Source organism: Pseudoduganella umbonata, assembly GCF_014192225.1.
Lineage (GTDB): Bacteria > Pseudomonadota > Gammaproteobacteria > Burkholderiales > Burkholderiaceae_D > Rugamonas > Rugamonas umbonata.
Genome location: NZ_JACHXS010000024.1, coordinates 1 through 6,047, shown reverse-complemented (window position 1 = coordinate 6,047; position 6,047 = coordinate 1). Strand labels below are relative to the sequence as shown.

Genomic DNA, 6,047 nt, shown 5'->3' with positions numbered 1-6,047 from the left:
TGTAAAGCATGCCGCCAGCGTTCAATCTGAGCCAGGATCAAACTCTTCAGTTTAATCTCTGTTTTATGTCGTTTCCGACATGGTCACTCACTCAAATAACTGACGAACCATCCGAAGATGATTACGTTTATTACTTGTGTAAGCGTTTGATGCTATATATTTTGAGCATTCCGAACCGAAGTCCGGAGGCACATCACATCAAACGCCCACACTTATCGACTGTTGATTGTTAAAGAATTCTGCCCTTGAAGGCTTGCTGCGGATCCGCTGAACTTTCGTTCGACCCGGCGACAAATCGTTGTGTTTGTCAGCAGCAGAGAGGCAAGATTATCGTGTGTTTCGTGCGATTCGTCAAGCTTCTTTTTCTTCCGCCTCGCTCTCACTTGCGTTACAGCGTTGCGGCAGGGACAGAACTATAGCAAGCGCCACTGCGCTCTGCAAGGACTATCTTTCCGATACTGTCACTTGCTGGCGGTTCCCATCCGCGAGGATCTGCTCGTGGGTAAATGGCAAGGTCGCCAGCTGCCTCGATACGAACAGCGGCAACTGGTCCGAGTAGTACGGCGATGCCGGGTCGGTCGACTGGCCATAAGCCAGCAATCCCCGTGCGACGGGGCCGCGGTCGTCAAAACCGACCAGCTGCACATAACTCGTGCCCCATGCCACGTCGCGATATCCCTGCTCCGTCAATGCGGACTTCATGTGCAAGGCGTTCGTGACGCCATCCACATCGCCAATGCCGCCATGGACGGGATACCGCACCCCCTTGCGGATTTCGATCTGGTACTCCCCTAGCGGCGCATCGAGCGGTACGCCCAGCGCATCCATCTGCAGCGCGGTTGCGCGCAGCGCCGCTAGCATGGACGCCACGGCCGCCGGCGCAACGCCGCGCGGCGTACGCACCGGGTCCGCGGGATCGAACGGCACGGCCCACATGTCGGGCAGCGTGGACGCCTGCAGCCAGAACTCCCTGAACAGGATCGCGCCTCTGCTGTCTACGTCGACTTTCCTGTCCCAGCTGGCCAACACGGCGCATGCAGCATCCAGTGTCGGATCCGCCGTGCCACGGCAACCGGCTATGAGGTCGGGGACGACGAGCTCGGCGGCATGGACGCGGTTCGCGAACAGCAACGCCTCCAGGTCGCCGAGGTTCAATCGGCCATGCTCGGCGAGCCGCTCGTCCAGCTGGACGAATCCCAGCCGGGTCCGCAAATGCTGCGGCACGCCGACCGGCCCATACAGTGGCGAGTAACCGCTTCCCGGCCCGGTCAGGAAATGCCGGCTATTGGTGAGCCAGTAGCTGTCATTTGAATTCGACACGTAATCGCGGCGCATCTGCGCGGGGGCGTTGCCGCTGCCGAAAATGCCCGGCGGCGCATTGCTGTCCTGGCCCCAGTGACAACGGCTGCGGGAGCCATCAAACATCAGTATCGGGGCAAACAGCAGGCAGTCGGGCGCAAACTTCTCCGGCACGACATGGGGAACGACACTGTAATCCGCGTACAGGGCGTTGCCATGCCGGTCGGCAGCAATGGTATTCACCCAGGGCAACCCCATGCGGCCCAGCGCCGTTTGCAAGGCGGTGGTGCTTTCCGCCATGCCCATCGCGATCCATTGTTCGACGGGACGCGTGTTATGGCGGTTGGGGTCGCCGAGAACCAGTATCCCGTCGCTCCCCATAGGCAACCCCGTTGCCGCCATTTCGATACCCAGCGGCGTTTCGCGAAAAATCTTGCGCTTCGTGCGCAGCGTGCCGTCCGCCTGCAATAACTGCACTTCCACCGTCCGCTCCGACATTTTCCGTGGAATACCATCCACCAGGTAAGTCATGCCGGAAGGATCGCTGCTGTCCCGCTGGAGACGGAACGTGGTGAAGTGGGCAGCCTTCGTCACCGTGTGGGTCCATGCGACATCCTTGTTGAAGCCGATGACGACGATCGGGACTCCGCCCAGGCTCACGCCCATCACGTCATAGATGCCGGGCACGGTCAGGTGTATCTGGTAAAAGCGGTCCGTATTGAACCAGGGGAAGTGAGGATTGGCCAGCAATATGCCCCGACCATCCGTGGTGGCATCGGCACCGAGCGCGATGGCGTTGCTGCCAGGTCCACTGTACGTCCGCGCCGGCGCGGGAAGGTCGCCACCGCTCGCAGCTCGCAGCTCGTCACGGGCCGCGGCAAGGATTTCGGTGGCAAACAGCTGTCCCGATGCGTGCAGCGCCTTCTCGCCGATCATCAGGTAGACATCGTCCACCGTAATCGGCTTGACCCAGACGGCACCGCGGCAGGCGGCAGGCAGCCTGCCGGCGTGCTCCCTCAGGTAACGGTTATATCCGGCCGCGTAACCGGACAGCAGTGCCGCGGCTTCGGCGCTGCCCGCTTCGTAGCCGGCACGCAGCCGCGCGGGATCCAGGTACGCCCTGAAGAAGAAATCGCTGTCCTCGTTGCGCAGGTTGAACTTGTGCTCGTCGAGATAGTCGATCACCACGCTGTATTCGCCATCCTTGCTCGCGGTGGGCATTGCTTCTCCGCCGAAATAGCGGGATCGTTCGCCCCGCACGGTCAGCAGGCTGTCGGCCAGCATGCACACGTTGTCTTGCGCATAGGCGTAGGCCAGGCCAAAGCCGATGCCGGCGAAGTCAGTGGCGCGAATGTGCACGACGCCGTACGACGTGCGCGTCAACTCGGCGGAAAGGCCTGCACGTGGCACCGGCACCGCTTCGTCGTCACCGCCATTGCAGGCGGTAAGCAAGCAGAACAGTACGAAAATGATCGGTATCCGCATGATAGTCCCCTGAGATCCAGACCATCATGGGGACATACCTTGCGGTGCGTTTGATCACGATCAAACGCGCGCAAGTGACTTGTCAATCGACCGACACTTGCGCCATGGCTTCCGGCTGGAGCTCAGCGCTCCGTCAGCACCTGCGAACGAACGCGTTCGGCCTTGATCTGCGCTTCCGTGAACGGCAGCGTCGGCAAGCGCTTTTGCGTGAACAGCGGCAGCTGGTCGGCATAGTTCGGCGATTGCGGATTGACCGACTGGCCATAGACAAGCAGCCCTTTTGCCACCGGACCAGAGTTGTCGAAGCCGACCAGGTGGATATAGCTGGTACCCCATGCGACATCCTGGTAACCCTTCGACGTCAGGCCAGTCCGCATGTGCAGCGTGCTGTACGTTCCGTCGTCGTCGCCCTGACCGCCGTGCAGCGCATGGCGTCTGTTGTTACGCGTTTCGGTCTGGTAGTCGCCGAGGCGGCCATACAGCAGTACGCCTGCGGACTGGAGTTTCGCACTGGCGGTCCGCAGCGCAGACAGCAATGCCGGTTCGGCAGCTGCCGCGACGCCGCGTGGAGTGTGGACCGGATCGGCCGGATCGAACGGGATTGCCCACAGATTCGGCGTGGTCCGGGCAATGTTCCAGAATTCACGGAACAGCACCGCGCCGCGGCTGTCGATATCCGCCTTCCTGTCCCATCCGGCCAGTGCCGCGCAAGGTGCCAGCAGGCGAACGTCGAGCGCCTTGACGCAGGCTTTCAACAGTGCCGGCATCACCAGTTCGGCCGCATAGACGCGGTTTTCGAACATCAGCTCCTGCACGTCGTCCATGCGTACGAACTGCTTTTCTTCCAGCATCTTCTCGACTTGCTTGAAGCCGATACGGGTGCGCAGCGTCTGCGGTGCTCCTGCCGCGCCAAAGAGTGGCGAATATCCGAACGGCGCCGGGCCGGTCAGGGGTTCCTTCGCATGGGTGAGCCAGTAAGAGTCGTTCGAGTTGGCAACATAATCCTGGCGCACGGCGGTTGGCGCATTGGCTTCGCCGAACACGCCTTCCGGCGCATCGGGATCCTGTCCCCATCCGCATTCGCTGCGTGTGCCGTCGAAGGCCAGCAGGTCGGGAATCAGCAGGCAGCCGGAAAGGAATTTATCGGTCGTGACGTGCGGCACGACGCTGCCATCGATATACAGGGTGTCGCCGCGGCGGTCGGCTGCGACCGTATTCACCCACGGCAGACCCTTCACGGCATGAATCGCGCTTTGCAGCTGGGCGACGTCGTCGGCCTGCCCCATCTTCAGCCACTGCTCCGCAAGACGGGTATTGGGACGATTGGCGTCGCCCAATACGAATGCGCTGTCGGCCGTCCAGCCGATGCCGGCCTGCGGCAGGACGATCACGGCGCCCTGGTGGCTGAAGTAGAACGTGCGCTTCTTCGCAAGCACCGATCCGTCCTGCTGCAGCACATCGACGCTCACCGTGCGCTCCGTCATTTTTCGAGGCGCGCCGTCATAGAAATAAGTGGTTCCAGTCGGGTCGGACGGGTCGAGGGCGAGGCGGAAAGTGGTGAAATGCTTTGCAGCGGTAACGGTATGCGACCAGGCGACGTTCCGGTTGAATCCGATGGCGACGATCGGCAGGCCGCCGAGGCTGACGCCCATCACGTCGTAACGGCCCGGAATCGTCAGGTGGATCTGGTAAAAGCGGTCGGTGCTGGACCACGGATAATGAGGATTGCCGAGCAGGATGCCTTTGCCGTTCGCGCTGGCTTCGCTGCCGATCGCCAGCGCATTGCTGCCGACGCCGGTGGGAATTCCACTCGGCATCGAGGTTACGGCTTTCGGCATGCTCTTTGCCAGGCTGACCGGCTCCGACGGATCGCGCGACGCACCGACGATGGCAGCGCCGAAGGCTTCGCCACTTGCGTGCAATGCCTTCTCGGCAATCATCAGATAGACGTCGTCGACCGTGATCGGTTTTACCCAGGCGGCGCCTTTGCAGGCATTCGGCAGGCTGTTCCGCTTATCCTTCAGATAACGGTTATATCCGTCCGCGAAACCAGCCAGCAATTCCCGCACGTCGGGCGAACCGGCCGCATAACCGGCGCGCAACTGGTCGAGGTCCACGTACCCCTTGAAGAAAAAGTCGCTTTGTTCATTCGGCAACTTGAAGAACAGATCGATCCCTGCGCCATATTCGCCATTCTTCGGCTCGGTTGCGAAGGCGGTACCGCCAAAATAGCGGGAACGCTCCCCGCGCACGGTCAGTACCGTGTCGGCAAGCATGCAGATATTGTCCTCAGCATAGGCATAAGCGGCTCCATAGCCGAGGCTCCGATAGTCGGTAGCCTTGACGTGAACGACGCCGCGCGCTGTGCGCGTGACCTCCGTGCGAATTGCAGCGGCGGCATAGTCGGTAACGACCAATGCAGTCAGCAGCGAGAGAGTGGTGAGCTTCATCGAACCTCCAGATATCATTATTAGAAAATTGTATTGGGAGGATATCAGCGTGTTACCTGAGCCACAGGAGGTCGCTTGCAAATAAATATTTTTTGCACAACATCCTGGGCCTGCGCGATTTTATATGATCTAATTGTAGATCCGCCTTCAATATTCACTTCGCGCTGAGCAATTTCACTAAAGAAACTGGCTCCAGTTTCTAACAAGTAACGAGTGAATAATATTGGAAATATTTGTTCCAATATCCGCATATCGGGCTACCGTTCTCGCACCAATATGCCATGTGCTGGACGGCTTTACGCCCACTGTCGGGATTGGCCAGGTTGCGGTGTCGATGAGTGAGGTTGGGGCGCATTTTGCGTTCAACGGCGAGAAAAAAATCCCTGCTATGTCATTGACGGAAAATTTCTGTATAAAGCCCGGCGATAAGCTGCTTCCGCTGGCATCGCTACCTTTATACAAGGTACAACGACGGGCAGTACCCGGCCGAGCACTGACACCCTGGAGCAGGTCAAGTCCACAGCGTATTGCAAAGCATGAAGCACAATAAAAAAGCCTGCCGGAGCGACGTCGGGCAGTGCCGGCCGAGCACTAAAACCCGGGACCTGGAGCCAAGTCCACGGCGTACTGCAAAACCTGAGTTCCAAAGCAAAAAAACCCGCCAGCACACGCTAGCGGGGTTTTTCTATATAACAGCCTGACGAGCGACGTCGGGCAATGCCCGGCGGAGCACTAAAACCCGGGACCTGGAGCCAAGTCCGCGGCGTATTGCAAAGCATGAAGCACAAATGAAAAAAGCCCACCAGATCACTG

General features: G+C 59.9%; 2 protein-coding genes. Both read right to left on the bottom strand.

Going from position 1 to position 6,047, the window contains the following annotated elements:
- Positions 1-444: 444 nt before the first annotated feature.
- Entirely contained in the window at positions 445-2,784 is a 2,340-nt protein-coding gene (locus tag FHS02_RS31085) for a penicillin acylase family protein (protein WP_137316009.1), read from the bottom strand.
- A 122-nt stretch (positions 2,785-2,906) separates the two neighbouring features.
- A complete protein-coding gene (locus FHS02_RS31080) occupies positions 2,907-5,315 on the bottom strand; it encodes a penicillin acylase family protein (protein WP_137316008.1) in 2,409 nt (802 codons plus the stop codon).
- Positions 5,316-6,047 lie beyond the last annotated feature (732 nt).